Here is a 25,580-nt window from a genome sequence, read left to right as displayed (position 1 = left end):
ATCGGCGGCGAATACTGCGACCTCAACCATGGTCGAGGTCAAGCGATGCCTGCGGTGTCGCGCCAAAGCGGAGGAACTTCCAGGTGCAGCAGGCCACGCGGCAATTCGGCATCGCTGCTGTCGCAGCGGACGATGGCGCGGTTGTCGCGGCACCCATCAAGCAGGGAGACCACACGACGACCGACCAGCAGCGAGCTGGGCCACTCGATGCAGGCATTGGCCGCGTTGGCCGGGGTACACACCGGGCTGCAGACTTCCAGCATCTGCGCGCGCACGCCCAGCGCCTGCGCTTCCTGGTGCACCACCTGCGCGTACATGCGCAGTGCGGCGGTGGTGATCGAGGTCTCGCCGTAGCCCGCCCAGGGCTTGGCGTTGGCCGGGCTGCCGATCATCACGTAGCGGCGCGCATGCACGTTGTCCTGCAACAGCGGCAGGAGGTGGCGCACGGCGTGCACGTGCGGCATCAGGTCGGCCTGCATCGCGCCCAGCAGCTCATCGCCGTTGCGGTCGATCACCCGGCCGCGACGGTAGGGGCCACCCATTGCCGCGATCACCGCCGCCAGCGGACGCGGGCGCTGCGCGATGCGCTCGGCCAACGCGCGTGCCGAGCCGTCGTCGCTGAGCGAGCCCAGCAGCGTCTCCAGTCCGGGCTCATCCGCGAACTGCTCATGCAGCGCGGCCAGCCGGCCCGGATCGCGGCCAACCACCAGCACCGGGCTGCCGGCTTCCAGCAACGCGCCGACCACGCCCTGGCCGACGGCACCGGTACCGCCAAGGACCAGGACTTCGGGCGTCAGTATCCCATTCACGGGACATTTCCTCCCAAATCCGGGATAGTCCCAATTCGACGCAGGCGGTCGCCCTTGTGCGGGACCAGGCGGAGGGCACCGCCACGCTGCTGACGCATGGGCGCGGTAAACTCACGAAAATCCTTGTGTACCAAGGAACTCGGACGGGCTTCGACGGTCATCGCCAGGTCCAGGGTGTTCTGGCCGGCGTTCCGGAGTCGGGCAAGAATGTTGCGCAGGCTCATGGCGGACGGGCTCCAATTAACGAATGGCGCCACGATAGACCTCAAACCTTTACTTGATTAGTCCTGATTAAGGGGAATAATCATCCCGCTCCCGGTCCAATCGTTCTGTCACGATTGTCCCATCCCCGACGTCCAGGATCCCCGACCATGTCCCACGATCTCAACGAGACGCTGATCTTCGTCAAAGTGGTCGAGCAAGGCAGCTTCATTGCCGCTGCCAAATCGCTCGGCCTGCCCAAGACCACGGTCAGCCGCAAAGTGCAGGAGCTGGAAACGCGCCTGGGCGCGCGGCTGCTGCACCGGACCACCCGCCGCCTCGGCCTGACCGAAGCCGGCTCGATCTACCACGAGCATTGCCAGCGCATCGCACGCGAGCTTGAAGAGGCCGAAAGCGCGGTGAGCCAGCTGCAGTCCGGCCCGCGCGGCTGGCTGCGCTTCACTGTGCCCTACTCGATCGGCATCACCTGGATTGCGCCGCTGCTGGGCCAGTTCCATGCGCAGTATCCAGAGATCCGCCTGGACATGCACATGGGTAACGAGAAGCTGGACCTGATCGCCGGTGAAGCGGACCTGGCGCTGCGCGTGGGTGCCCTGCCCGATTCCAATCTGGTCGCGCGCAAGCTGGGCAGCCTGCGCACGCAGGTGTTCGCCAGTCCGGCCTACATTGAGCGCTATGGCGAACCGCTGCATCCGGAAGAGCTGCAGTTCCATCGCATCCTGGCAATGCGCAAGCCGTACCACACCGGCAATTCGCCGCGCTTCACCTGGCAGCTGGGCGAGAACGGCGGCGAGCTGCGCGATTTCCCGGTCACCCCGCTGATGACCGCCAACGACATGTCGGCGTTGAATGGTGCATTGGTCTGTGGCGAAGGCCTGCTGCTGACCGGTGATGTGATGGCCAAGCCGTTCGTCGAATCGGGCATGGTGCGCCGCGTGCTGGCCGGCTGGACCGGCCCGGAAGTGGACTTCAATGCCGTGTTCGCCGGCGGCCGCCTGGTCTCGCCGAAGGTGCGTGCGTTTGTCGACTTCCTGGTCGAGAAGCTCAACTTCGATGCCAACTACATGCTGGCGCAGTGCCCCGGCGCGAAGCTGGCACAGCAGCAGAAGGCACAGGAAGATGCCGCGCTGGAAAGCAGTGGCAAGCGGATACTGGAGAAGGTGGCGGCTTCGGCGGCATGACCGGCTCTACATACGCAATCGGTGTGCCGAGCAACGCTCGGCACCCACAAAAATGCCGCCTGCAAGGGCGGCATTTTCGTTCCGGCCGATGGCCGGACCGGCTCAAGCAGTAACGCTGCGCGTTACTGCTTGAGCGGAATCACGCGAATCTCGACGCGGCGGTTCTTGGCGCGGCCGGCATCGGTGCTGTTGTCGGCAATCGGGTACGCCTTGCCGGCGCCCAGCGTTTCGATACGCACGCTCTGCACGCCCTGGCCGATCAGGTACTGCGCGACGGAGTCGGCGCGTTCCTTCGACAGGCGATTGTTGACCGCGTCGCTGCCGATGCTGTCGGTGTGGCCAACCACCTCGATCATGGTCTGGTTGTACTCACGCAGCGTACCGGCCACGCCGTTGAGCGAGCCATAGAACTGCGGCTTCAGGGTCGCCTTGCCGAAGTCGAAGGTGATGCCGTCCGGCAGGTTCAGCATGATGTTGTCGCCCTGGCGCTGCACATCGATGCCGGTGTTGGCGGTGCGCTCGCGCAGTGCACGTTCCTGGCGATCCTGGTACTGGCCGACGGCGGCACCGCTGAGTGCGCCGATACCGGCACCGATCAGCGCGTGCTGGCGCCGCTCGGTAGCACTGTCGCCGGTCAGCAGGCCGGCCGCCACGCCGATGGCCGTACCGATCAGCGCGTTGCGGCCGGTCCGGTTCTGCTGTTCGGTCGGGTTGCCGTACTGGTCACTCTGCACATAGGAGCCGCCGGTGGCGCAGGCCGACAGGACGGCCGCACTCATCAGGGCCAGTGCGACGTTGCGGGTGGTGTTGCGGATCATGAGGTTCTCCTTGGTTTCCGGTCGGCCGGCGGCTTGCGGGCGCAGAGAGGATAAACAGCCGAATGCGATGTCGGGATGATGATCCGGTGCGCCGACAGGGGCGCGTTCAGCTAACTGACCGGATCGCTCGGGTCACCCTTTACCCCGCCCCCGACTGGCGGTATGCCGCCAGCGCAGCGTCGCGGCCCTCAGCCAGGTCCACCATCGGCGTGCGTGGATAGTCAGGCGCGTGTGCTGCCAGGAGCAGGGGATGCTGCCACGGCGCGAACCGCGCCTTCACCGGCAGTGCCGCCAGCTCAGGCACCCAGCGGCTGATGTAGCGGGCCTGCGGATCGAACTTCTCGGCCTGGGTGACCGGGTTGAACACCCGGAAGTACGGCGCTGCATCGGCGCCGGTCCCGGCCACCCATTGCCAGCCCATCGTGTTGTTGGCCAGGTCGGCATCGACGAGGGTGTCCCAGAACCAGCGCGCGCCATGCAGCCAGTGCGCGCGAAGGTGCTTGCACAGGTAGCTGGCCACGATCATCCGCACCCGGTTATGCATGTAGCCGGTGCGCCACAGCTCGCGCAGTCCGGCATCAACGATCGGCACGCCGGTGTTGCCGCGCTGCCAGTCGTGCAGTTGCGCTGCAGTCGGTGCCGCCCAGGGGAAGCGGTCGAAACGCGGATTGAGGTTGTCCGTGGGCGTCTTCGGAAAGTGATGCAACAGGTGGTAGGCGAAATCACGCCAGCCCAGTTGCCGCAGATAGCCGTCGATGTCGGCATCGGTGCCGGCACTGCGCAGTCTTTCCAGCGCATGCGCGATGCGCCACGGTGCGATCTCACCGAAATGCAGGTGCGGCGACATCCGCGAGGTGCCCACGCGGTCGGGCAGGTCTCGCTGCTCGCGGTAACCGCGCAAGGCGCCGTCCTCGAACACCGACAGCGCCTCCAGCGCACCGGCTTCACCCGGCTGCCAGTACTCCCAGAAGCCGGTATCCCAATCCAGCGTCGGTGCAAGCTGGAGATCATCAAGTGCGAGGCTGTCGACCGCGTGCGGCGTCAGTGCCTCCGGTGCGGCCTGCAGTGCCGGCAGGCGCCAATGACTGAGCACATTGCGCCAGTACGGTGTGAACACCTTGTACGGCTGTCCCTGCTGGGTGGCGATGTCCCAGGGCTCGAACAACAGGCTGCCATTGCAGCTCTGCGCGTCGACGCCCTGCTCGCGCAGCGTGCGCTTGATGGTAGCGTCGCGAGGCTGGGTGGCCGGCTCGTACTTGCGGTTCCAGTACACCGCCTCGGCGCCGGTCTGCTCGATCAGCAACTGCAGGGCCGGCAGGCTGTCACCACTGCGCAACACCAGCGACGAGCCGCGCGTGCGCAGGTCGGCATCCAAGGCACCCAGTGAACGGTGGCGCCACGCATCGGAGGCGGCACCCGGCGTCCACTCCCCCTCTTCATGCGGCGCGTGGATGCAGACCGGCACCACATGGTGACCGGCATCCAGCGCGGCCTGCAGGGCCGGATTGTCCTGCAGCCGCAGATCACGGCGGAACCATACCAACGCTACCGACACAGGTAATGCCTTCGTTGTGGAAGGCGCACATGATAGCCAGCGGTGGTGAAGGCGATGCGCGCAGACGCCGTCTGCTAGGCTGCACGGCCGCTACCCGATGGACTCTGACATGGATGATCTTCACGCCTCATTCGCCCGCTTCGGGCTGCTGCATGCCCAGCACGAGAGCGACTGGCAGGGCCCGTTCCCGCTGCCCCCGGTACTGGCACGCTTCTACGCGCAGGTCGGGCCGCTGGGCGAAGTGATCAATGCCCGGGTAGGCACCGCCGGCATCACCGTTCCCGGCCTTGATGTCTGGATACCGCCGCTGCAACGCCTGTGGAGCCATCAGGCCGGCTATCGATGGCATGGCATCAGCGGCGAACGGATCAACGACTGGCCCTCGAACTGGCTGGTGATTGCCGATCGCAGCGCTGATCCGTTCATCCTCGATCTGGACGACGGCCGTGTGCTGTTCAGCCATCACGGTGCCGGCCTGCTGGATGCCGACGAAATGGCTGCCGACGTGCCGACCCTGATGGCAGCTCTGGCTGCAGCAGGCACGGTGTACCTCGATGCCGGCGATGACCTTTACAACGACGATGACGATGGCGGCATCCGCCCTGAACACCAGGACGCAGCCGTACAGGCGGTGGCCCGGGTACTGGGCGACCGCCTGCAGGCCGAATCGTTCATCGAGACGTTGCTGGACTGAATCCACGCATGGCGCGGATCTACCTTTCGAAGCGCTTCATCGCTTCGCTGATCAGCGCCCGCGCCTCGGCGGCGTTGCCCCAACCGTTGAGCTGCACCGCGTTGCGCCCGGCCGGCAGGTCCTTGTAGACCCGGAAGAACGCTTCGATGCGCTGTCTTTCGATCTCCGGCAGATCGGCCAGGTCGCGGATGTTGGCGTAGGTCGGGTCAACCTTGTCGGTCGGCACGCCGATGATCTTCTCGTCGTGCTCGCCGCCGTCGATCATCTTCAGGTAGCCGATCGGCCGGAAGCGTACGATCACGCCCGGATGCAGGCGTTCACGGGTCAGCACCAGCGCGTCCAGCGGATCGTTGTCGCCAGCCAACGTGCGCGGCATCGAACCGTAGTTGGCCGGATAGGCGACCGGCATCGACTGGAAGCGGTCCACATGCACCAGGCCGTCTTCCTTGATCTCGTACTTGGTGAAGCTGCCGGCCGGAATCTCCACCGCCAGATTCACTTCCTGCGGGGCTTCCCTTGGTTGGGCCACCAGGAAGGGATGCAGCACGGTATCGGCAGCGGTCACCGCTGTCGCGAGCAGGAGCAGGGCCCCGCCGATGGCAGCCATGGGGACAAGACGGCGTACGGTTTTCATCTGGATCTCCTCATTCCCAGCAGCGATCGGCGCGGCCCTTGGCAGTCTGCGCACGCGGGCAGTTACGCTGCGTGATGCGGCCTTCGGTCAGCTCCATGCGCTGTTTCCCCCCCTTGGCATCGCGGCGCAGTTCGAAGGCATCGTAGAGACGGCCGGTCACGGTGCGCGCTTCATAACGCAGGCGCTGCGGGTCGATGTTCAACACCTGGAACAACTGGGTGTCTTCGGCCACTGGGTTCATCGTCCTGCGCGCTTCATCGGACACGCGGTACTGTTTCGGTCCGGCTACAGTCACCACGTACTGCGGCGTTGCGGCCTGCCCTTCGCCACGGCGGCCATAGGTGTGGTCGTGGCCCTGCAGCACCAGATCGACGTTGTGGCGGCGTACCACCGGCAACAGCGCGTCACGCAACGCGGCGTTCTCGCGCCCTTCGCGCGGCGAGTAGAACGGCTGGTGCAGCAACACGATGGTCCACGGCTGCGGATTGCCGGTCAGCACCTTGTCCAGCCATTGTGCCTGTGCCGTAGCGGTGCCGAGGTCGAGTGCCGATGTGCCGTCTACCACGGCCACGCGCACGCCCTGCGCATCGAACCAGTAGCTGCTCTGCTGCGCAGCGCCGGCACCATTGCCCGGCAACGCGAACGTGACCGGCCAGTGGCGGCCCAGCACGCGGCGCTCCTGCGGGGTGTCCTCGAATTCCTCGAAGTACTCGTGATTGCCTATGGCCGGCGCCACCATCGTTTCCTGCGCCAACCAGCCGACGGCGGCAAACCATTCGCCCCACTCGCTGTCATCCATGTTGTCGCCGCCGCTGACCAGGTCGCCGGCAAACAGGCTCATGCGTGCCTGCGGTGCGGCCTTCTGCGCGGCACGCACCACGCGACTGACATGGCTGACGTTCTTGTTCTGGGTATCGCCGAAGTAAAGCAGGGTCAGCGGCTGGTCGGCGGCAGCCAGCGTGCGCAGCTGGTTCCATGCACTCCAACTGCCATTTCCCTGCACACGGTAGACGTACTGGGTATCCGGCTGCAGGCCATCGATATCTGCACGATGGTGGTGCGACAGGCCGTTCTCGGTCTGCAGCGCGCGGGTCGTCGCACGAACCTGGCGGATGCCTTCGATGGCCGGCGAATCTGCGGCCATTGCGATCTCCAGCAGCGGCGCCTGCACGCTGCCATCGGTGCGCCAGGCCACTGCGAACCCATGGCTGGGATCGACCGCCGGCGAGGCGACGATGCGGTCCGGCACCGTCGTCGCTGCGTAGTGGCGGCTATCTGCCGGCACCTGGGTGTTCGGTTCAGCCGCCGCGAACGACAGCGACGGCAGCGCCAGCAGCAGGCCCAGGGCCAGCGTGCGCATCACGCGCTGCCGGCTCATGCGCCACACTCCAGCGGCAACGCCAGTTGCTTGGCGATGCTCTCCCAGTCGAACGCCACCACGCCCTGGTCGTCATGCACGGCATACAGCGCACCGTGCGGGAAGCGCGTGCTGGCTTGCTGCATCATCCAGATGCCATCGGTGTTGGCCACGGTATTGCCCTGGAACGCGCCGACCGGCTTCAGCGTGTGCCGGTCGAACAGATGGAACACGCTGCGCTGCTTGCCCTGTTCGGTGGTGATCCACCAGCCATCCTTGCCGCAGGTGCGCAGGGCCACGCCTTCGGCCTGTGCCTTGAACACGTCGCGGCCGAAGGTGGTGCCGGTGAAGCGGCCCGCGAGGGTGTAGACCTTGAACTCGCTGGCGTAGCTCTCGTCCTCTTCGGCGATCAGCAGGCGGTCGTTCTCGGGATCGCCCCAGATCGACTCGACCACGCGCAGCGCACCAGTCTCGGTGGTATCGCCGATGCTGGCCACCAGCTTCGCGTCGACCTTCTCACCATTGCGGGTCACGTGATACTGGCGCACGCGCTTGTCCAGCTCGGCCAGCGGCGGCAGGATGTCGCGCCCCTGTGCATCCTCGCCGTTGTCCCAGGAGTCGGTGACGTAGACGCTGTAGCCATCGGCACGGCGGTCGACCCACAGCCCGTAAGGCTTGCGCAGGTCGTCCGCCGCGAACGTCGCCAGCGGCGCGAAGTCCGGCAGGCGCAGTACCTGCACGCGGTGATTGTCGCGCTCCACGATCCACAGCAGGTCGTCGGTCACCGCGATGCCGTTTGGGCGGTCGAACTGCCCCGGTGCGGTGCCGCTGCTGCCGACGTCACGCAGGTGCTGGCCGGTGCTGCCGTCGTAGACCACCAGCTTGTCGGTGGCCTTGGCAGTGGCGATCAGCCACAGTACGCCGTCCGGCGCGCGCCAGGCCGCCGGCGAGTCGATGTTGTCGGCCGGGGTCATCGGTGACAGGAACGCTTCGGCGATGGTGGCCACCTCGCGCTCGCCACTGGCGGCCAGCGAGGCCGCTCCCGCAACCGGATCGTTGCCGGTGGCCGGCGTGCAGCCGGCGACCAGCGTAGCCGCCAGCGCGGCGGCCAGGACAGTGACGCCACGCCCCATCACAGCGCCACCTTCAGGCCCAGCGCATAGGTGCGGCCGTACTCTTCCAGCTGCAGGGTGCGCGAACGGGTGCCCTGGTACAGCTCCAACGGCTTGTCCAGCAGGTTCTGCGCTTCGAAGTACACGCTCACGCGCGGGGTGAACTTGTAGTCAAGCGAGAAATCGAGCTGGGTGTTGGGTGCCACGTAGATGTCGAATGCGCGCCCCTTGCCGATGCTGTCCAGGTACTCGCTGCGGTACACGGCCGCCAGGCGCGTGCTTACACCATACTTTTCATAGCCGATGTGTGCGCTGTAGACATGCTTGGAAGCGCGCGGCAGCGTGAAGTCCTCGCCCGCACGGTCCTTGATGCCGGCATCGAACTTCGTATCCAGCCAGGTGCCACTGGCGCCGACCAGCAGGCCATCCAGGCCGTCCGGCAGGAAGGCCAGCTGCTGCTGCCAGTTGAACTCCGCACCACGCACGGTGGCCTTGCGACCATTGATCGGCTGCGTCACATCGAATCCACCGTAGGCCGGATCATTGGTGCGCACGGTTTCGACGATGTAGCCATCGATCGACTTGTGGAACAGGCCCAGCGAAACGATGCCGCTGCTGCCGATGTACTTCTCCACCGACAGGTCGATGTTCTTCGACTCGTACGGATCCAGTTCCGGGTTACCCAGGCGCACTTCCTCGTCACCACGGCTGTAACCCACGCGCGGCGAGACGTCGCCGAAGGACGGGCGCGATACGGTCTTGTTGGCCGAGGCGCGCAGCACCCAGTCATCAGCCGCGTCATAGCGCAGGTGCAGGCCCGGCAGCACGTTGGTGTAGCTGCTGTTGGCCACGCGCGGGGTGACGGTGAAGCTGCGGCCGTTGGCGGCCACGTCCACCTGGTTGCCGGTCGCCTTGAAGCGGGTGTTCTCCACGCGCACGCCGCCGATGAGGCGCAGCGCGCCCACGTCCCAGGTACCCATGGCGTAGCTGGCGAAGATGTCTTCGCTGGCCACGTAATCCTCTTCCAGCGACGTCATCGCATTGCCGCCGACGTCCTGCGGGCGGGCGCTGTACTGGCTGCCATTGGCCGCCCAGAAGGCACGCATCGCCGCCGAATCCATGCCGTCGCCGAAGTTGCCGTGGCGATGTTCGGGCGAGGAGGTGGTCCAGCCCGCCAGCGCCACCTTCGGGCCGACGCGCAGTTCGCGCTCATCCACATTCACGTCGCGGTCGCGCCAGCGGCCCAGCAGACCGAACTTGATGCTGCTGCTGTCGCCGTCGAAGCGCACGTTGACCTGCGCGCTGTGCTCCTTGTCGTTCACCTGCTTGGGCGATAGCACGAAGCGGTCGAACGCGTAGTTGCTGTTGTCCAGCCACTGCGGGTTGTCGAAGCTGTAGCTGGGCAGCCGGCTGCTCTGGTCCAGGCTGCCGTTGAACGCCTTGCCGTTGAGCTTGAAACGCGCCTCCATCTCGTCGTTGACGCGCTCTTCGGTACGGGTGTAGCCGATCCGGTAATCAACCACGGCGTTGGTCAACGTGTTCTCGCCGCCCAGGCTGGCCGCGAAGGTGTTTTCCTTCTTGGTGCGGTAGCGCATGCGCTTGTCGATCGAGTCCTTCGGCATGCCATCCAGGCGGTACTGGTCGGTGCCGGTCTTGACCATCTTCGCGTCGTCGAAGTTGAAGATCACGCGCTGGCGGGTCTCCGCATCGTCGAACTGGCTGTACAGCGTGCGCAGGTAGTACCTGCTGTCTTCGTCCGGCCGCCAGTCGAGGTTGAGGTTGGCGCCGATGCGCTTGCGCTCGATCTCGTACTTGCGGTGCTGCAGGTTGATCGCGGTCACGTCACCGGGGGCGGCATCGTCCTCGCCGTCGTACTCCACTTCGGTGTTGTCCGACTCGAACCGGCGCTTCTGGTAGTTCACGCCCAGCGCCACGCCGAAGGTGTCGTTGAACACTTCGCTGTAGTTGAAGGCCGCCTTCGGGCTGGTCTCCCCGGACAGCTGCTGGTGGCTGCCCTCGATCTTGCCACGCAGGCTGCGACCGTCGCGGTCGAAGGCCGAGGCCGATTCCACCAGCACGGCACCGCCGATGGCATCACCGGACATGTCCGGGGTCGGCGACTTCACCACGCGCAGGCGTTCGGTGGAATCGGACGGGATCACGTCCAGCGGCGCGGCACGGCTGGAGTCCTCCGGCGTGCCCACGGCGATGCCATCCACGCTGACGCTGTTGAGATTGGCGTCCAGGCCACGGATGACCACGAAACGGCCCTCGCCCTGGTCACGGGTCACGCTGATGCCCGGCAGGCGCTGCAGCGACTCGGCCACGTTCTTGTCCGGGTACTGGCCCAGGGCATCGGAGGACACCGCGTCTTCGATGGCGTCGCTGCCGCGCTTGAGGTCGACCGCGCGGATCTGCGATTCGAGCTGGGCGCGCACCTCGATACGGTCCAGGTCGACCGCGTCGGCCGCCACGGCGCCGGTGGCGGCTACCGCCTGCTGCCCGGCGGCCTGCAGCGGGGCGGCAGCCCCCATCGCCAGGGTCAGGGTGATGGCAACGGCCAACGGAGTCTTGATATGCACTGGGAATCCCCATTCCTGTTAAGAATGGGTCTGCACGGTATGTCCGCAAGGTTGCATGGCCGTGACATGCCTCTGCACATTTCATGTACAGCGGCCCCGGGCCCGGTTTGGGCTTCGCCCCGCCAATCCGGCAAAATGGCGGCCTCTCTCCCTATTCCCCTTCCCGACCATGAAGATCGTCGAAGTGCGCCACCCGCTGGTGCAGCACAAGATCGGCCTGATGCGCAACGCTGCGCTCAGCACCAAGGATTTCCGCGAACTGGCCAACGAGCTGGGTACGCTGCTGGCCTACGAGGCCACCGCCGACCTGGATACCGAGCCGCACACCCTGGCCGGCTGGGCCGGCCCGGTGACGGTGCAGCGCATTGCCGGCGCCAAGATCACCGTGGTGCCGATCCTGCGTGCCGGCCTGGGCATGCTCAGCGGCGTGCTGTCGCTGATTCCGGCCGCCCGTGTCAGCGTGGTCGGCCTGCAGCGCGATGAAGAAACCCTGCAGCCGGTACCCTACTTCGAGCGCCTGACCGGCCGCCTGGAAGAGCGCGACGCACTGATCCTCGACCCGATGCTGGCCACCGGCGGCACGCTGATCGCCACCATCGACATGCTCAAGCGCGCCGGCGCCCGTCGCATCAAGGGCATCTTCCTGGTGGCCGCGCCCGAAGGCATCGAAGCAGTGAAGGCCGTGCATCCGGACGTGGAAATCTACACTGCGGCCATCGATGCCCAGCTCAACGACAAGGGCTACATCCTGCCCGGACTGGGCGACGCGGGTGACCGCATCTTCGGCACCCGCGTCGGCTGATCCGGCGAACCGTGGTCGGATCCCTCTCCGCAGGAGAGGGCTCTGACCCGACAACCGTTCGCCGGCCCGCTTCGCCGCGTCACGTGAACGCCCGTGGACGCGGATGTGGCCGACGCGTGATTCTTCACGTGGCCTTACCGGTCGGAAGCGAATGCTCCGCGCACCCGCCACCGCTTGGAGCTCCCGATGAAAGCCTCTTTCCTGCTGGCCGCCGTCCTGCTGGTCGGCCTGCCCCTGACTGCCAATGCCACCACCCCGCAGCAGCAGCGCATGGCCGAATGCTCGGCCAAGAACAAGGGCTTGAAGGGGGATGCCTACAAGACCGCGCAGAGCTCCTGCCTCAGCGGTCATGCCGCCGAAACCAAGCCGGTCAATACGCAGCAGGAACGCATGCGCAAATGCAACGCTGACGCAGGCGCGAAGAAGCTGGCCGGCGATGCGCGCAAGACCTTCATGAGCAGCTGCCTGAAGGCGTCGTAACGACGAGTGATGTAGAGCCGAGCCCACGCTCGGCTCTGCCATTAACCCAGGGCGCGCGCCTTCAGCTCGCCCTGTTCGTGCAGGGTCACGAAACGTCCCTTGTCATCACGGCCCAGCTGCGCCAGCGCCACCTGCGGGTCATGGGTGAAGAACAGCCGCACGTTGCGCGCCAGCTTGTCTTCAAGGAACTGCCGTTTCTCGTCGATCAGCAATTCGGCATTGCGGTCATAGCCCATGGTGATCGGCACGTGCACCCATGAACGACCTGGGATGAGGTCGGCACAGAACACCACGCCACCGTGCGCATCTTCACCGGCATGCGCGTGGCCAACGATCTCGGCCAGCATCAGCCCCGGCGTATGCCCATCGCTGTAGCTGAAGCGCACGCTGCGGCCGAGCGCCTTCGAGTACTCCCCCTCCACTACTTCCAGGCGGCCACTGGCCTGCAGCAGGCCGGGCAGCTCAGGAATGAAACTGGCCCGATCGCGCGGGTGTGGCCGCACGGCGCGCTGCCAATGCTGCGCACCAACCACATAGGTTGCGTTGGGGAACAGCAGTTCGGGCTCACGCCCTTCGCTCCATGCAGCAAGCAGGCCACCGGCATGATCGAAGTGCAGGTGGCTGAGCACCACCACGTCGATGTCCTCGTGCTCGAAACCCGCTTCGCGCAGTGAATCGATCAGCACGTGCTGGCTTTCCTGCACGCCATAACGCTCGCGCATGCGCGGGTCGAAGAACGCACCGATACCGGTTTCAAACAGTACTGTCTTGCCTTCCAGCGGACTGGCAAGCAGCGCACGGCAGGCCAGCTCGATGCGATTGAGCTCGTCCGGAGCCGCCCATTTTTCCCACAACGCACGCGGCGCGTTGCCGAACATCGCGCCGCCGTCCAGGCGCTGCGAGTTTCCACGAATAGACCAGAGTTTCATGCGTCGATTATCGGCGCCGGACTGTTAAATAATCGCTAGAAAGGAAACAGGAAACCCCGCCGGTTGGCGGGGTCCTGGTGATCTGCCAGATCGCCGGCCAGTGGCCGGCACCGCCACATCAGTGGGCCGGCACGACCTGGGCACTGCCCACCGGATTGCGCGGGTCGCTGCCGCCGAACAGCTTGTTCGCCTTGCGGTCCCATTCCACGGTCTGCAGGTTGCCCCACACGTGGCTGGAACCGCGACCGCCGGCGGCGACATTGCCCGGCAGGTCGATCCTGTGGCCCATCGCCTGCAGCTGCTTCACCGTCGCCGCGTCGAACGCATCGTCCTCGGCTTCGATCAGATCCGGCAGCCACTGGTGGTGGTAGCGCGGCAGCGCGGCAACCTGCTGCGCGTCCAGGCCGGCGTCGTAGCCGAGGATGCCCAGCAGCACCATGGTGATGATGCGGCTGCCACCCGGCGTGCCCAGCACGATCACCTTGTCGCTGTTTTCCATGAAGGTCGGCGTCATCGAGCTGAGCATGCGCTTGCCCGGCTTCGGCGCATTGGCCTCGTAGCCCATCACGCCGAAGGCATTGGGCGTACCCGGCTTCAGCGCGAAATCGTCCATCTCGTTGTTCAGCAGCACGCCGGTGCCCTTGGGAATGAGCCCCGAGCCGTACAGCAGGTTGACGGTCTGGGTGGCGCCGACGCGGTTGCCGTCGCGGTCGATGATCGAGAAGTGCGTGGTCTCGTCGTCTTCCAGCGGCGTCGGATTGCCCGACAGCAGGTCGCTGGGCGTGGCCTTCTCCGGATGGATGGTGGCGCGCAGGCCCTGTGCGTAGTCCTTGCTGGTCAGCACCTTCTGCGGGATCTGCACGAAGTCCGGATCGCCGAGGAAGAACGTACGGTCGCGGTAGGCGCGGCGCATCGACTCCACCACGAGGTGGGTACGGTGCGCCGGATCCATCTTCCTGATGTCCCAGCCTTCCAGGATCTGCAGCATGCTGGCCAGCGCGATGCCACCGGACGACGGCGGCGGCGCGGTGGTGATCTTCCAGCCGTTGTAGTTGAACACGATCGGCTCGCGCTGCTTCACGCGATAGCCGGCCAGCTCTTCGGCGGTCCACCTGCCGCCGGCCTGCTTGACGCCTGCCAGCAACAGCTTTCCGGTCTGGCCCTTGTAGAAGCCGTCGAAACCTCCAGCGGCCAGGCGCTCCAGCGTCTGCGCCAGCTCCGGCTGCTTGAACAGGTCACCGCTGGCGATCGGCTTGCCGTTGCGCAGATAGACTTCACGCGTGCCGGGATAGCGCTCCATCACTTCACGGCGCGACGCATAGCCCTTGGCCATGCGGTCGTACACCGGGAAGCCTTCGCGTGCGATCCGGATGGCCGGTTGCAGCGATGCAGACAGCGGCAGCTTGCCGTGCCTGGCCGACAGTTCGACCAGCGCCGCAGGCAGGCCCGGAATACCGGCCGACCACGCACCGTTGACCGAGCGGTCACGGTCCAGGTTCCCCTGCTTGTCGAGGAAGGCCTGCGGGGTCGCGGCGGCCGGTGCGGTCTCGCGCGCGTCCAGCATCACGTCCTTGCCGGTGGCCGCGTCGTGCAGCAGGAAGAAGCCACCACCGCCCAGCCCGGAACTGATCGGCTCGACCACCGCCAGCGTGGACGACACCGCCACCGCAGCATCGAAGGCGTTGCCGCCCTGCGCCAGAATGTCGATGCCGGCCTGGGTGGCCAGCGCGTGGCCGCTGGCAATGGCTGCGCCGTCGGGGCGCTCGGCACGGGCCGGGCTGTCGGCCCAGGCGATCGGACTCAGCAGCAGGCCGAGCAGCAACAGGGGGCGGACGATCAGCGTCTTCATTCGGATGGGGGCTCCGCATAGAGTTCGGGGTGATCGTGCTGCAGTTGGCGCAGCTTGGCCAGCAGCTGGTCTTCCGTTTCCACGATCTCCGGATCCGGGTCGATGCACTCGACCGGGCAGACGACTACGCACTGTGGCTCGTCGAAATGACCCACGCATTCGGTGCAGCGCGCAGGGTCGATCACGTAGATGGTTTCACCCATCGCAATGGCCTGGTTCGGGCAGGCCGGCTCGCAGACGTCGCAGTTGACGCAGAGCTCGTTGATTTTCAGCGACATGGCGATACTCCTCGCCCGCGCCTTGGGACAAAGGACCGGCCAGCGCGGGCGCGCGGGCCGGTCAGGTCATCAGCGGCGCCCTTGCAGGACGCCGCCCGGGCCATGCCGGAGCATGGCCGCCATGGCTCGGTATTACTTGGCTTCGACGAAAATGTACTCGGCACCGGTCGGCTGGATCGCAGCCTGCACGCGGGCGTTGTCGGCCGACTGGCCGATGAAGACGACGCGCACGCCCTTCATCGAATCCGGCGACACGTCCTTGAACACGGCCTGGATCATGTCAGCCATCTTGCCCGAGGCCGACGAACCAAAGGCCAGCATGTTGCCCGGCTGCACGCCACGGGCCACGGCCTGGGTCGCGCTCTCGGTCTGGCGCTCGTACTTGGCCTGGAAGTCCGGGTCCGATTCCGGGGAGAGGTAATACAGGAACGGGCTGTTGGTGATGTTGCCCATGTTCTGGATCGCCACTTCCTGCAGGTACTTCTTCCAGCCGGCATCGTCGTCCTTGGACGGAGCGACCAGGGCCTGCTTGGCCTCGTCGACCGGAGCGGCCTCTTCCTTCTTGCAGGCGGTGAAGGCCAGGGCCAACGAAGCGATCAGCATCGCGCGCATGGTGGTGTTCATGGATTTCCTCCCGGAATGGTGCGTGGTGTTGTACGTAATGGGGTGCAGGTACGGCGGGCTTACGACTGTGCCGCCTTCGCTTCGCGGACCTTGCGCAGGGCTTCGAGCACCGCGGCCGGCACGAAACCGGACACGTCGCCGCCCAGGCGCGCGATCTCGCGGACCAGCGAGGACGAAATGAAGCTGTGCTGCTCGGCCGGGGTCAGGAACAGGGTCTCGACCTCGGGGATCAGGTGGCGGTTCATGCTGGCCATCTGGAACTCGTACTCGAAGTCGGACACCGCGCGCAGGCCGCGCAGCAGCACCCCGCCCTGGACCGAACGTACGAAATGGGCCAGCAGGGTATCGAAGCCGATGACTTCGACATTGCCATGGTGGGCCAGGGCGCCACGCGCCAGCTGCACGCGCTGTTCCAGCGGCAGCGCCGGGCCCTTCGACGGGCTCTGCGCCACGCCGACCACGACCTTTTCGAACAGCGGCGCGGCCCGGCTCACAAGGTCGATGTGACCGTTGGTGATCGGGTCGAACGTGCCGGGATAGACGGCAATGCGGCGGTTGGCCACGGTCATGGGCGGTAGCAGATGTTCAGATGAGGTCAAAGTGTAGCAGTGGCACGGCGGTACAGGGCAAAGCGCACCTCACGGGTGCCGCCCTCGCGGTGCAGCAGCCAGCCCTGCGGCAGCACCGGCACGTGGCCGGCCGGCGATTCCAGGTACAGCCAGGCATCGGCTGCCAGGTGCCGCGGCAGCTGGGCCAGCACGTCCTGCCACAGGCCATCGGCGAATGGCGGGTCGATGAACACCAGATCGGCCTGCTGCGCCTGCGCACCCTGCAGCCAGCGCACGGCATCGGCCTGCACGACGCTGATCTGGTCGCTGGCCTGCAGCTTGGCCACGGCGGCGGTCAGGTTGCGTCCCAGCTGCGCATCGCGCTCGACCAGGGTGGCGTGGGCGGCACCGCGCGAGACGGCTTCCAGCCCCAATGCGCCGCTGCCTGCGAACAGGTCCAGGACGCGGGCCCCGCCCAGCTTGGGCATCAGCCAGTTGAACAGGGTCTCGCGCACACGATCGCTGCTGGGCCGAAGCCCCGGCAGGGTCGGCACCGGCAAGCGGGTATTGCGCCAGCGACCGCCGATGATGCGGACCTGGCCGTCGTTGCCCCCACGGCCGCTCACCGGCGCCCCCGGCGGGAGGTATTCGAGAATTTCAGCATGAGCGGGATTGTAGTTCGGCCGGGCGGCGCCCGGGGACGCGCCAACGCATGCGCGCTGTCGCTCCCACGCTTCGCTGCGCGAAACGCGGGCCCCACTTACCAGCTTCCATACCCCCGCCGCTTCGCGGCCGCCCCCTGACTCAGGGGGCTCTACCCCAGACGCGATCCGATGCTCGACATACAGGCGGGGTCAGATCCGTTTTCCGCAGGAAAACGGATCTGACCCCATTGGATGTATCGATATCTGACAGATGTGTCGACCAAGGTCGACACCTACCAACAGCCGCGTGAACCTGTCAGAGGCGGGGCGGTGTGGGTTGGCAGGACCGTTGGCGCCATGGATGGCGCCATCGAGCCCCCATGGATGGGTTCACGGCGTGTCCTGCCAACCCACACCGCCCCGCCATCCCACGGATAGCCCGCTGTTGCTGTTGATGTTGCTGTTGCATCGGCCTCTGCAGGTGCAGGGCTGCAAGCCCGGCCGACCAACCCCTTGATTTCGGGACAATCACCCCTACCCCTTGGCGAGGCCGCACGCGCTGGCGCGGCATTGCACATGGAGCCCTATCGATGACCGAGACCACCCAGACCGAAACCCTTGGCTTCCAGACCGAAGTCAAGCAACTGCTGCAGCTGATGATCCACTCGCTGTACTCCAACAAGGAAATCTTCCTGCGCGAGCTGGTCTCCAACGCTGCCGACGCCGCCGACAAGCTACGCTTCGAGGCCCTGACCCAGCCGGCGCTGCTGGAAGGCGACAGCGAGCTGCGCGTGCGCGTCAGCTTCGACGCCGCCGCCCACACCATCACCATCGAAGACAACGGCATTGGCATGAGCCGCGCCGAAGCCATCGCCCACCTCGGCACCATCGCCAAGTCCGGCACCGGCGACTTCCTGCGGCAGCTGTCCGGCGACCAGAAGAAGGATTCGCAGCTGATCGGCCAGTTCGGCGTCGGCTTCTACAGCGCTTTCATCGTCGCCGACGAAGTGGAAGTGACCTCGCGCCGCGCCGGCCTGGCTGCGGCCGAAGGCGTGCGCTGGACCTCGCGTGGCGAAGGCGATTTCGAAGTGGCCACGGTCGACAAGGCAGAGCGCGGTACCCGCATCGTGCTGCACCTGAAGGACGGCGAGCACGACTTCGCCGAGGGCTGGCGCCTGCGCAGCATCCTCAAGAAGTACTCGGACCACATCGGTCTGCCGATCCAGATGCCGAAGGAAGGTGGCGAAGAAGGCGCCGCCGTCGAGTGGGAGACCGTCAACCGCGCCAGCGCGCTGTGGACCCGCCCGCGCACCGAGATCAGCGACGCCGAGTACACCGAGTTCTACAAGCACGTAGCGCACGACCATAGCGACCCGCTGGCGTGGAGCCACAACAAGGTCGAGGGCAAGCTGGAGTACACCTCGCTGCTGTACGTGCCCGGCCGCGCGCCGTTCGACCTGTACCACCGCGATGCGCCCAAGGGCCTGAAACTGTACGTGCAGCGCGTGTTCGTGATGGACCAGGCCGAGCAGTTCCTGCCGCTGTACCTGCGCTTCATCAAGGGCGTGGTCGATTCCAACGACCTGTCGCTGAACGTCTCGCGCGAGATCCTGCAGTCCGGCCCGGTCATCGATTCGATGAAATCGGCGCTGACCAAGCGCTCGCTGGACATGCTGGAGAAGCTGGCCACCGACAAGCCCGAGCAGTACGCCACGTTCTGGAAGGAATTCGGCCAGGTGCTGAAGGAAGGCCCGGCCGAGGACTACAACAACCGCGAGAAGGTGGCCGGCCTGCTGCGCTTCGCCTCCACCCGCGGCGACGGCGATGCGCAGAGCGTGTCGCTGGCCGATTACATCGGCCGCATGACCGAAGGCCAGGACAAGATCTACTACCTCACCGGCGAGAGCTACAGCCAGGTGCGCAACAGTCCGCACCTGGAAGTGTTCCGCAAGAAGGGCGTGGAAGTGCTGCTGCTGACCGACCGCATCGACGAGTGGCTGATGGGCTACCTGACCGATTTCGACGGCAAGGGCTTCGTCGACATCGCCCGTGGCGATCTCGACCTGGGCGCGCTGGAAACCGATGCGGACAAGCAGGCACAGGAAGCGGCAGCAAAGGACAAGCAGGGCCTGGTCGAGCGGCTCAAGACGGTCCTGGGTGACGAAGTGGCCGAGGTGCGCGTGTCGCACCGCCTGACCGATTCGCCGGCGGTGCTGGCCATCGGCGAGCAGGACCTGGGCCTGCAGATGCGCCAGATCCTGGAAGCCAGCGGGCAGAAGGTGCCGGACAGCAAGCCGGTGCTGGAGATCAACCCGGGCCATCCGCTGATCGCCAAGCTCGACGCCGAAGCCGATGGCGCACGCTTCGACGACCTCGGCCGGGTGCTGTTCGACCAGGCCGCGCTGGCCGCCGGTGACAGCCTGAAGGATCCGGGTGCCTATGTGGCGCGCCTGAACAAGCTGCTGCTGGAGCTGTCGGCCTGATCGAGGCGGTGGTCGCCGGGCATGGCCCAGCGGTGCCTTGGTAGAGGCCAACCTTGGTTGGCGCCCCAAAAGCGTGCCAACCAAGGTTGGCACCTGCCAGGGGCGGCGGTTGGCAGCTACCGAGGCGGGCTGCTCAGGCGTCGCGATCCAGCAGCGCGCCCAGCACCTGGTCCTGGCGGCGGATCACCGTGGCATTGGCAGCGAAGGCCACCACCTCGGCTTTCGCCGCCAGCAGATCTCCCAGCGGCGCGGTGGCATCGGCACCGGCGGGAATCACCGAGGCCTGCACCCCACCCTGCTCAGCGGCGCCACGCTGCAACTGCAGGCGCTGGGCATCGGGGGTCGCCAGATTGGCCACGTTGTGCGCGGCCACCTGCACGCCCTGCTGGGCCGCGCGCATCCCGCTGAGGGCGATTCCCATCACGTTGTCCATGGCGGTCTCCGGGCCGCTCCGCGCAACCCTCCGGACCGGTTAACGGCCGGCCGGCCGCGACCTTGAGTCCACATCGGCCCGACAGGCCCGAGTGGTAGCATATCCCTCTGATTTCAGCGCCTTTTGCCAATGCTCAGTTTTTTCCGCCGCAAGAAGCCCCAGGATGCCCCCACCACGGAGGCGTCCAAGACCCAGCACTACTCGGCTGAAGAGCTGGCGGCGGCGTTCCCGTCGGCCGCCCCGGCCGAAGACGCACCCACCGCCGCGGTGGTCGAAGCCAATGCACCCGCGCCTGCACCGGAATCGGCCCCGGTCGCCCAAGTGCCAGCTGCGCAGCCGGCCACCGCGCCCGAGGACGTCCAGGCTGAAGCGCTCGCTGCGGCTGCTGTGCTGGCTCCTCTGGCTCCGGTCATTCCGGTCGAGGAACCCACCGCCCCGGCCACCGACCTGCCTGCGCTGGTGGATGCCCCTCCGGCGCCCGCCGGCAAGCCCGGCTGGCGCGAGCGCCTGCGCAACAGCGTCATCGCGCGCAGCTTCGGCGGCCTGTTCTCGCGCAACCCCAAGCTCGACGACGATCTGCTGGACGAGCTGGAAACCGCCCTGATCACCGCCGACGTCGGCGTGGGCGCCACCACCGATCTGGTCGAGGGCCTGCGCAAGCGCATGAAGTCGCGCGAGTTCGCCGACGCCAATGCGCTGCTGGCCGCGCTGCGCGCCGAGCTGATCGCGATCCTGCAGCCGGTGGCCAAGCCGCTGGTGATCGACCGCAATGCCAAGCCCTTCGTAGTGCTCACCGTCGGCGTCAACGGCGTCGGCAAGACCACCACCATCGGCAAGCTGGCCAAGCGCTTCAAGGATGACGGCCACAGCCTGATGCTGGCTGCCGGCGATACCTTCCGCGCCGCCGCCGTGGCCCAGCTGCAGGCCTGGGGCGAGCGCAACGGCGTGGCCGTGGTTGCGCAGGGGCAGAACGCCGATGCCGCTTCGGTGGCATTCGACGCGCTGCAGGCCGGCAAGGCCCGCGGCACCTCGGTGCTGATCGCCGATACCGCCGGCCGCCTGCACACCCAGTCCGGGCTGATGAACGAGCTGGGCAAGATCCGCCGCGTGCTCGGCAAGATCGACCCCACCGCCCCGCACGAAGTGCTGATGGTGATCGACGGCACCACCGGCCAGAACGCGCTGTCGCAGCTGCGCCAGTTCAATGCCGCAGTGAAAGTGACCGGCCTGGTGGTGACCAAGCTGGACGGCACCGCCAAGGGCGGCGTGGTGTTCGCACTGGCCCGCGAGTTCGGCATTCCGATCCGCTTCGCCGGCATTGGCGAGCGCCCGGAAGACCTGCGTGTATTCGACCCGGAAGCCTTCGTCGACGCCCTGCTGCCCGAAGCATTGGGCGCCTGATACACCGTGCAGCCACGCATGGCGTGGCTCTACTGCGATCTGGTAGAGCCACCCCATGGGTGGCTGCCTCCTTCCGGAACACTGATGCCCCGCCAGCCGCACGCCAGCGCCGACACTGCCAAGAAAGACGACTTCGTCGCCCGCCTGCTGCACTGGTTCGACGACCACGGTCGCCATGACCTGCCCTGGCAGCACCCGCGCAGCCCCTATCGGGTCTGGTTGTCGGAGATCATGCTGCAGCAGACCCAGGTGGCCACGGTCATCCCGTACTTCCAGCGGTTCCTGCAGCACTTCCCAACCCTGCCCGAGCTCGCCGCCGCCAGCAATGACGCGGTGATGGCGCAGTGGGCCGGGCTCGGCTACTACGCCCGCGCACGCAACCTGCATGCCGCCGCAAAGCGCTGCGTGGAACTGCACGAGGGCGACCTGCCACGCGATTTCGATGCATTGCATGCCCTGCCCGGCATCGGCCGCAGCACCGCCGGTGCGATCCTCAGCCAGGCATGGAACGATCGGTTCGCGATTCTCGACGGCAACGTCAAGCGCGTGCTCAGCCGCTACCACGGCATCGACGGCTTTCCCGGCCTGCCGGCCATCGAGAAACAACTGTGGGCGATTGCCCAGGCGCACGTCGCGCAGGTGCCGGCCGGGCGCATGGCCGATTACACCCAGGCGCAGATGGATCTGGGCGCGACGGTATGCAGCCGGGCCAAGCCGGCCTGCGTGATCTGCCCGCTGCAGGACGCGTGCGTGGCGCGGCGCGAAGGCCGCACCGCTGAACTGCCCACGCCCAAGCCCAGCAAGACCCTGCCCGAACGCGAAGCGGTCGCCCTGCTGCTGCGCGACGCCCAGCAACGCGTGCTGCTGCAGAAGCGGCCGGACACCGGCATCTGGGCGCAGCTGTGGACGCTGCCGCAGGCCGAGGCCGGCAGCGACCTGCAGGACTGGTTCGACGCACATGTCGACGGCTCGCTGGAAGATGCAGAGGAACTGCCGGTGCTGCAGCACACCTTCAGCCACTACAGGCTGCACCTGCAGGTATTGTCACGGAAGGTGCGCGGCCTGCGTGTGGAAGAACCCACGCTGCGCTGGGTCGCCAACGACGAGCTACCCGCATTGGGCCTGCCGGCACCGATCCGCAAACTGCTCGACGGCGCCACGATCAAGACGCCGAAACGAACTCCCAAGAAATCCCGCAACCACGAGTGAGTGCCATGCCCCGAACCGTCTTCTGCCAGTACGAACAACGCGATGCCGAGGGCCTGGACTTCGTGCCCTACCCCGGTGAGCTGGGCCAGCGCATCTTCAACAACATCGGCAAGCAGGCCTGGGCCGCGTGGCTGGCGCACCAGACCATGCTGATCAACGAGAACCGGCTGTCGCCGCGCACGCCGGAACATCGTGCGTTCCTTGAAGGCGAACTGGTCAAGTTCCTGTTCGAGAAGGACGCAGAGAAGCCGGCTGGCTTCGTTCCGGAAGCCTGACCTGCCGGTAGCGCCGGGCCATGCCCGGCGTCCAGGCATCCGCCGGGCATGGCCCGGCGCTACCCGTTTATTTCCCGGATTCCTCGCGCTCCTGCACCTGCGCCTGGCGCAGCTCCTGCTCGGACGCGCGCAGCGCCTTCACATCCAGCTTGCGGATGCTGTTGATGAAGCACGGCAGGCGCGGGCCGCCGGTGGGGTCGCGCACCAGCACTTTGTCAAAGCGCGACGACACACGGCCCATGCTGCTGGTCAGACCGATGGCGGTCGCATACGGCAGGTCCTGGCAGGGACCATTCAGCTCCAGCAGATAGGCTTCGCTGGGACGGGTCCACACCGCCAGCGCACTGTCGCCCAGCTCGGTCCAGCCATTGAGGCTGCCAAAGAACTGCATGTCGTTCTGCGGCGCGCCGGCGTGGGCACGGTACAGATCCAGTTTCTCGGTACTGCTGAGCCGGCCGGTCGTCGCACAGGCGGCCAGTGCCAGGCAGAGTCCGGCCATCAGGATCGGGGTCTTCATGGCGATCTCCTCGGGGAACTGTCGCCATCATGCGCCTGGGCTGGCAACGCCGGCGCGACGGCTCGCGCCCCATTCAGCCGCCGGTCGGCGGCTACTGGCCGGACCACGGTAGACGCCAACCTTGGTTGGCGCTTGCCCTGCAGGAGCAGCCGACCAAGGCCGGCCTCTACCAAAGCGGTCCCAGCGCTCAGACGTCGGCGTGGGCCAGCGCGTGCAGGCGGCCTTCGCGCAGCTCCAGCACCCGGTCCAGGCGCCGCGCCAGGCTGCGGTCGTGGGTCACCAGCACCAGGCTGGTATGGCGCGCGCGGTTGAGTTCCAGCATCAGCTCGAACACGGTGCCGGCGGTGCGGTCATCCAGGTTGCCGGTCGGCTCGTCGCCGAGCACGCAGGCCGGATGGTTGACCAGCGCACGCGCCACTGCGGCACGTTGGCGTTCGCCGCCGGACAGCTCGCCCGGCTTGTGGTCCAGGCGATGGCCGAGGCCGACCGCTTCCAGCAGCGTGGTCGCCCGGCTGCTCGCCTCGGCCACGGCGGTGCCGGCCAGCAGCACCGGCATCATCACGTTTTCCAGCGCGGTGAATTCCGGCAGCAGGTGATGAAACTGGTAGACGAAGCCCAGCGCCTGGTTGCGCAGCAGACCGCGCGCGGTATCCGACAGCGCCGACATGCGCTGGCCGGTCACATACACTTCGCCGGCAGTCGGAATGTCCAGGCCGCCCAGCAGGTGCAGCAGCGTGCTCTTGCCGGCACCGGAGGCACCGATGATCGCCACCGTCTCGCCAGCAGTCACGGTCAGGTCCAGCCCATCGAACACCGGCGTCTGCATGCGCCCTTCGGCATAGGTCTTGCCCAGCGCTTCGGCGCGGATCACTTCATCGCCGCGGTTGACGACCTTATTCATAACGCAGGGCCTCCGCCGGCTGGGTGCGTGCTGCCCGCCAGGCGGGATACAGAGTGGCCAGGAAGCTCATCAGCAGCGCGACCACGGTGATCGCCACCACGTCGCCGGTCTGCATGTCGGTCGGCAGGCCGGTGATGTAGTACACATCCTCCGGCAGCAGCTTGACGTTGAACACGCTCTCGATGGCGCCGAGGATGCGTTCCAGGTTGAGGGTCAGGGTGATGCCACCGATCAGGCCGGCCAGCGTGCCGAAGATGCCGATCAACGAGCCCTGCACCATGAACACCTGCATCACCCCGCCCGGGGTCAGGCCCAGGGTGCGCAGGATGGCAATGTCGGCCTGCTTGTCGGTCACCAGCATCACCTGCGAGGACACCAGGTTGAAGGCCCCCATGGCGATGATCAGCGACAGCAGGATGCCCATCACCACCTTCTCCATGCGCAGCGAGTGGTAGAGATTGGCGTTCTGCTGCGTCCAGTCACTCACGCGATAGGCGCCACCGAGGCTCTGCGCCAGGTCCACGCCCACTTCCAGCGAACGGTCCATGTCGTGCAGCTTCAGCCGCACGCCGGTGGCGCCGTCGCTACGCAGCACGCGCTCAAGGTCCTGCATGTTGGCGAAGCCGACGCCGCGATCGACCTCGTTGTACCCGGCCTCGAAGATGCCGCTGACGGTGAAGCGCTTCATCCGTGGCACTGCACCGGCAGGCGTACCCTGCACTTCGGCAAAAGTCACCAGCACCTGGTCGCCAACGTCCACGCCCAGCCAGATCGCCAGCTCCTTGCCCAGCAGCAGGTTGAAGCTGCCCGGCTTGAGGCTGTCATAGCTGCCCTTGGTGACCTTCCTGTCGATCACCGAGACTTTCGGCTCCAGGGCCGGATCGATGCCCTGGATGATCGCACCCTGCACGCGCGGGCCGCTGATCATCGACTGGATCTCGATGTACGGCGCGGCACCCGCCACGCGCGGATCCTTGCGGGCGACATCGACCACGCGCATCCAGTCCGGCATCGGTTCACCGTCGCGGCTGATGGTGGTGTGTGCGGTCATCTGCAGCAGGCGACTGCGGATCTCCTTCTGGAAACCGCTCATCACCGCCAGAGTGGTGATCAGCACTGTAACGCCGAGCGCGATGCCCAGGATCGATGCCATCGAGATGAAGGAGATGAAGCCGTTGCGGCGCTTGGCGCGCAGGTAGCGCAGGCCAATGGCCACGGGAATGGGTTTGAACATGCAGGCACG

Annotated in this window: 26 protein-coding genes; 8 read left to right on the top strand and 18 right to left on the bottom strand. The window is 66.6% G+C overall.

Annotated features, from left to right (window positions below; genetic code table 11):
- Positions 1–38: 38 nt before the first annotated feature.
- Positions 39–809 carry an SDR family NAD(P)-dependent oxidoreductase gene (locus AC5P74_RS08775; RefSeq protein ID WP_053499154.1) on the bottom strand — a complete coding sequence of 257 codons (771 nt, stop codon included), beginning with the start codon at positions 807–809 and terminating at the stop codon, positions 39–41.
- The gene (locus AC5P74_RS08770; RefSeq protein ID WP_206619797.1) at positions 806–1,033 is read right to left on the bottom strand and encodes a hypothetical protein; all 228 of its coding nucleotides are present in this window, start codon (positions 1,031–1,033) and stop codon (positions 806–808) included. The genes AC5P74_RS08775 and AC5P74_RS08770 overlap by 4 nt, the downstream gene beginning before the upstream one ends.
- A 147-nt stretch (positions 1,034–1,180) precedes the next feature.
- On the opposite strand from AC5P74_RS08770, the gene AC5P74_RS08765 reads away from it, so the two are divergent.
- On the top strand, positions 1,181–2,212 hold the full coding sequence (locus AC5P74_RS08765; protein WP_005416157.1) for a LysR family transcriptional regulator: 1,032 nt from the start codon (positions 1,181–1,183) through the stop codon (positions 2,210–2,212).
- A 122-nt stretch (positions 2,213–2,334) separates the two neighbouring features.
- On the opposite strand, the gene AC5P74_RS08760 is transcribed toward AC5P74_RS08765, so the two are convergent.
- Together AC5P74_RS08760 and AC5P74_RS08755 are read right to left on the bottom strand one after the other, a co-directional pair.
- Positions 2,335–3,030, bottom strand: coding sequence for a YiaD family glycine zipper/OmpA-like lipoprotein (locus AC5P74_RS08760; protein ID WP_005416156.1), 696 nt, complete (start codon positions 3,028–3,030; stop codon positions 2,335–2,337).
- Positions 3,031–3,169: 139 nt separating this feature from the next.
- Complete coding sequence (locus AC5P74_RS08755) at positions 3,170–4,585, bottom strand: cryptochrome/photolyase family protein (protein WP_346607876.1); 1,416 nt, start codon at positions 4,583–4,585, stop codon at positions 3,170–3,172.
- A gap of 109 nt (positions 4,586–4,694) precedes the next feature.
- On the opposite strand from AC5P74_RS08755, the gene AC5P74_RS08750 reads away from it, so the two are divergent.
- Positions 4,695–5,279, top strand: a complete 585-nt coding sequence (locus tag AC5P74_RS08750; protein ID WP_053499158.1) for an SMI1/KNR4 family protein — start codon at positions 4,695–4,697, stop codon at positions 5,277–5,279.
- 19 nt (positions 5,280–5,298) lie between these two features.
- On the opposite strand, the gene AC5P74_RS08745 is transcribed toward AC5P74_RS08750, so the two are convergent.
- From AC5P74_RS08745 to AC5P74_RS08730, 4 genes are read right to left on the bottom strand one after another with little or no spacing between them, the layout of a single operon-like run.
- The gene (locus AC5P74_RS08745) at positions 5,299–5,913 is read right to left on the bottom strand and encodes an inorganic diphosphatase (protein WP_329843394.1); all 615 of its coding nucleotides are present in this window, start codon (positions 5,911–5,913) and stop codon (positions 5,299–5,301) included.
- Between the two features lie 10 nt (positions 5,914–5,923).
- Complete coding sequence (locus AC5P74_RS08740) at positions 5,924–7,273, bottom strand: purple acid phosphatase family protein (RefSeq protein ID WP_346607879.1); 1,350 nt, start codon at positions 7,271–7,273, stop codon at positions 5,924–5,926.
- Between the two features lie 14 nt (positions 7,274–7,287).
- Positions 7,288–8,403, bottom strand: coding sequence for a phytase (locus AC5P74_RS08735; protein WP_346607877.1), 1,116 nt, complete (start codon positions 8,401–8,403; stop codon positions 7,288–7,290).
- Entirely contained in the window at positions 8,403–10,916 is a 2,514-nt protein-coding gene (locus tag AC5P74_RS08730) for a TonB-dependent receptor (RefSeq protein WP_428986922.1), read from the bottom strand. Before AC5P74_RS08730 ends, AC5P74_RS08735 begins: the two co-directional genes overlap by 1 nt.
- A gap of 217 nt (positions 10,917–11,133) precedes the next feature.
- Here AC5P74_RS08730 and upp point away from each other — a divergent pair, with 217 nt between their 5' ends.
- Both upp and AC5P74_RS08720 read left to right on the top strand, forming a co-directional pair.
- Positions 11,134–11,766, top strand: a complete 633-nt coding sequence (gene upp, locus AC5P74_RS08725; RefSeq protein WP_005416149.1) for a uracil phosphoribosyltransferase — start codon at positions 11,134–11,136, stop codon at positions 11,764–11,766.
- A gap of 186 nt (positions 11,767–11,952) precedes the next feature.
- On the top strand, positions 11,953–12,246 hold the full coding sequence (locus AC5P74_RS08720; protein ID WP_065179494.1) for a PsiF family protein: 294 nt from the start codon (positions 11,953–11,955) through the stop codon (positions 12,244–12,246).
- Positions 12,247–12,287: 41 nt separating this feature from the next.
- Here AC5P74_RS08720 and AC5P74_RS08715 read toward each other — a convergent pair whose 3' ends face one another.
- The 6 genes from AC5P74_RS08715 to rsmD all read right to left on the bottom strand — a co-directional run bounded on the left by AC5P74_RS08715 (position 12,288) and on the right by rsmD (position 17,130).
- The gene (locus tag AC5P74_RS08715; RefSeq protein WP_005416147.1) at positions 12,288–13,175 is read right to left on the bottom strand and encodes an MBL fold metallo-hydrolase; all 888 of its coding nucleotides are present in this window, start codon (positions 13,173–13,175) and stop codon (positions 12,288–12,290) included.
- A 118-nt stretch (positions 13,176–13,293) separates the two neighbouring features.
- The gene (gene ggt, locus AC5P74_RS08710) at positions 13,294–15,024 is read right to left on the bottom strand and encodes a gamma-glutamyltransferase (protein ID WP_053499171.1); all 1,731 of its coding nucleotides are present in this window, start codon (positions 15,022–15,024) and stop codon (positions 13,294–13,296) included.
- Positions 15,021–15,302, bottom strand: coding sequence for a YfhL family 4Fe-4S dicluster ferredoxin (locus AC5P74_RS08705; RefSeq protein WP_004153175.1), 282 nt, complete (start codon positions 15,300–15,302; stop codon positions 15,021–15,023). The genes ggt and AC5P74_RS08705 overlap by 4 nt, the downstream gene beginning before the upstream one ends.
- 132 nt (positions 15,303–15,434) lie before the next feature.
- A complete protein-coding gene (locus tag AC5P74_RS08700; protein WP_004153167.1) occupies positions 15,435–15,926 on the bottom strand; it encodes a hypothetical protein in 492 nt (163 codons plus the stop codon).
- Positions 15,927–15,985: 59 nt separating this feature from the next.
- A complete protein-coding gene (gene coaD, locus AC5P74_RS08695) occupies positions 15,986–16,495 on the bottom strand; it encodes a pantetheine-phosphate adenylyltransferase (protein WP_005416145.1) in 510 nt (169 codons plus the stop codon).
- A 26-nt stretch (positions 16,496–16,521) separates the two neighbouring features.
- Positions 16,522–17,130, bottom strand: coding sequence for a 16S rRNA (guanine(966)-N(2))-methyltransferase RsmD (rsmD, locus tag AC5P74_RS08690; RefSeq protein ID WP_321573217.1), 609 nt, complete (start codon positions 17,128–17,130; stop codon positions 16,522–16,524).
- A 578-nt stretch (positions 17,131–17,708) separates the two neighbouring features.
- On the opposite strand from rsmD, the gene htpG reads away from it, so the two are divergent.
- On the top strand, positions 17,709–19,601 hold the full coding sequence (gene htpG / locus AC5P74_RS08685; protein WP_346607944.1) for a molecular chaperone HtpG: 1,893 nt from the start codon (positions 17,709–17,711) through the stop codon (positions 19,599–19,601).
- A gap of 133 nt (positions 19,602–19,734) precedes the next feature.
- Here htpG and AC5P74_RS08680 read toward each other — a convergent pair whose 3' ends face one another.
- Complete coding sequence (locus AC5P74_RS08680) at positions 19,735–20,034, bottom strand: hypothetical protein (RefSeq protein WP_053501181.1); 300 nt, start codon at positions 20,032–20,034, stop codon at positions 19,735–19,737.
- 129 nt (positions 20,035–20,163) lie between these two features.
- On the opposite strand from AC5P74_RS08680, the gene ftsY reads away from it, so the two are divergent.
- The 3 genes from ftsY to AC5P74_RS08665 all read left to right on the top strand — a co-directional run bounded on the left by ftsY (position 20,164) and on the right by AC5P74_RS08665 (position 22,919).
- A complete protein-coding gene (gene ftsY, locus AC5P74_RS08675; RefSeq protein ID WP_346607943.1) occupies positions 20,164–21,435 on the top strand; it encodes a signal recognition particle-docking protein FtsY in 1,272 nt (423 codons plus the stop codon).
- 84 nt (positions 21,436–21,519) lie between these two features.
- Positions 21,520–22,644, top strand: coding sequence for an A/G-specific adenine glycosylase (gene mutY, locus AC5P74_RS08670; protein ID WP_346607942.1), 1,125 nt, complete (start codon positions 21,520–21,522; stop codon positions 22,642–22,644).
- 5 nt (positions 22,645–22,649) lie between these two features.
- Positions 22,650–22,919: an oxidative damage protection protein gene (locus tag AC5P74_RS08665; protein WP_019661206.1), complete on the top strand. Its 270-nt coding sequence runs from the start codon at positions 22,650–22,652 to the stop codon at positions 22,917–22,919.
- Between the two features lie 67 nt (positions 22,920–22,986).
- Here AC5P74_RS08665 and AC5P74_RS08660 read toward each other — a convergent pair whose 3' ends face one another.
- The 3 genes from AC5P74_RS08660 to AC5P74_RS08650 all read right to left on the bottom strand — a co-directional run bounded on the left by AC5P74_RS08660 (position 22,987) and on the right by AC5P74_RS08650 (position 25,571).
- Positions 22,987–23,436, bottom strand: a complete 450-nt coding sequence (locus AC5P74_RS08660) for a DUF6491 family protein (protein WP_053500546.1) — start codon at positions 23,434–23,436, stop codon at positions 22,987–22,989.
- Between the two features lie 187 nt (positions 23,437–23,623).
- Positions 23,624–24,337 carry a lipoprotein-releasing ABC transporter ATP-binding protein LolD gene (gene lolD, locus AC5P74_RS08655; protein ID WP_032954095.1) on the bottom strand — a complete coding sequence of 238 codons (714 nt, stop codon included), beginning with the start codon at positions 24,335–24,337 and terminating at the stop codon, positions 23,624–23,626.
- Positions 24,330–25,571 carry a lipoprotein-releasing ABC transporter permease subunit gene (locus tag AC5P74_RS08650; RefSeq protein WP_053500548.1) on the bottom strand — a complete coding sequence of 414 codons (1,242 nt, stop codon included), beginning with the start codon at positions 25,569–25,571 and terminating at the stop codon, positions 24,330–24,332. Before AC5P74_RS08650 ends, lolD begins: the two co-directional genes overlap by 8 nt.
- Positions 25,572–25,580 lie beyond the last annotated feature (9 nt).

The sequence above is a fragment of the Stenotrophomonas sp. YJH_SMC_94-11 genome (assembly GCF_059370435.1).
This window is presented reverse-complemented; position numbering and strand designations above follow the sequence as displayed.